The organism is Mycobacterium sp. 852013-51886_SCH5428379 (genome assembly GCF_001665575.1).
Classification (GTDB): Bacteria; Actinomycetota; Actinomycetes; order Mycobacteriales; family Mycobacteriaceae; genus Mycobacterium.
The window spans coordinates 1-657 of sequence record NZ_LZSU01000024.1; the positions used below are offsets into that span (position 1 = coordinate 1).

A 657-nucleotide genomic window follows, 5' to 3' on the forward strand; every position below is an offset into this window, starting at 1 on the left:
AGTTCATGTTCCAGGGGGCGCCGTAGGTGGTGACGCTGTCACCGGTCGAGGCGATCAGTCGGGCGTAGGGACGCAGCAGCACCCCACCGGCCGCACCGGTCACCGTGCCGTGCGCATTGGAGACCGCAACCGCACCCTGAGCACCCGACACGTCGACCGAGAACGTCGCGACTTCCTGGATGCCGGGGCCGTTACCCAGATCGGCGCTGATCGACACACCGGGGAACAGCGGCGGGGTCACGATGCCGGAGAACTCGTTACCGAACTCACCGTCGAAGAAGCCGACACCCTCCAGGCCGTCGAAGGCGATGTTGGGGGTGGTGTAGCTGAAGTTGATGCCCACACCCAGCGACCACGGGAAGCCGATCTGGTAACCCAGCTCCAACGAACCCTCGAAGTCCTCGGCACCCTCACCGGCCACGATGTAGTTCGCCCGACCCGAGTGGAACCACTCACGGGTCAGCCGGTTGCGGTCCAACGGGAACACACCGTTGAGGAAGGTGTCCCACTGCTGGATCGTCAGGGTGCGACCCTGACCGTCAACCAAGCTCAGCTCATTGTCCAGACCTGCGTGTGAAGTGCCCGTGCTCGTGAACAGAGCCGCGACGGCCGCCACCATCGCGATCAACACCCGACTGATTGCCTTCATGATCTCCC

Annotated in this window: 1 protein-coding gene; it reads right to left on the reverse strand. The window is 64.2% G+C overall.

Annotation, left to right across the window (positions count from 1 at the left end):
- On the reverse strand, positions 1-649 hold a 649-nt coding region (locus A5757_RS11780; protein WP_066833589.1), incomplete at its 3' end, for an MspA family porin.
- Between the last annotated feature and the right edge of the window lie 8 nt (positions 650-657).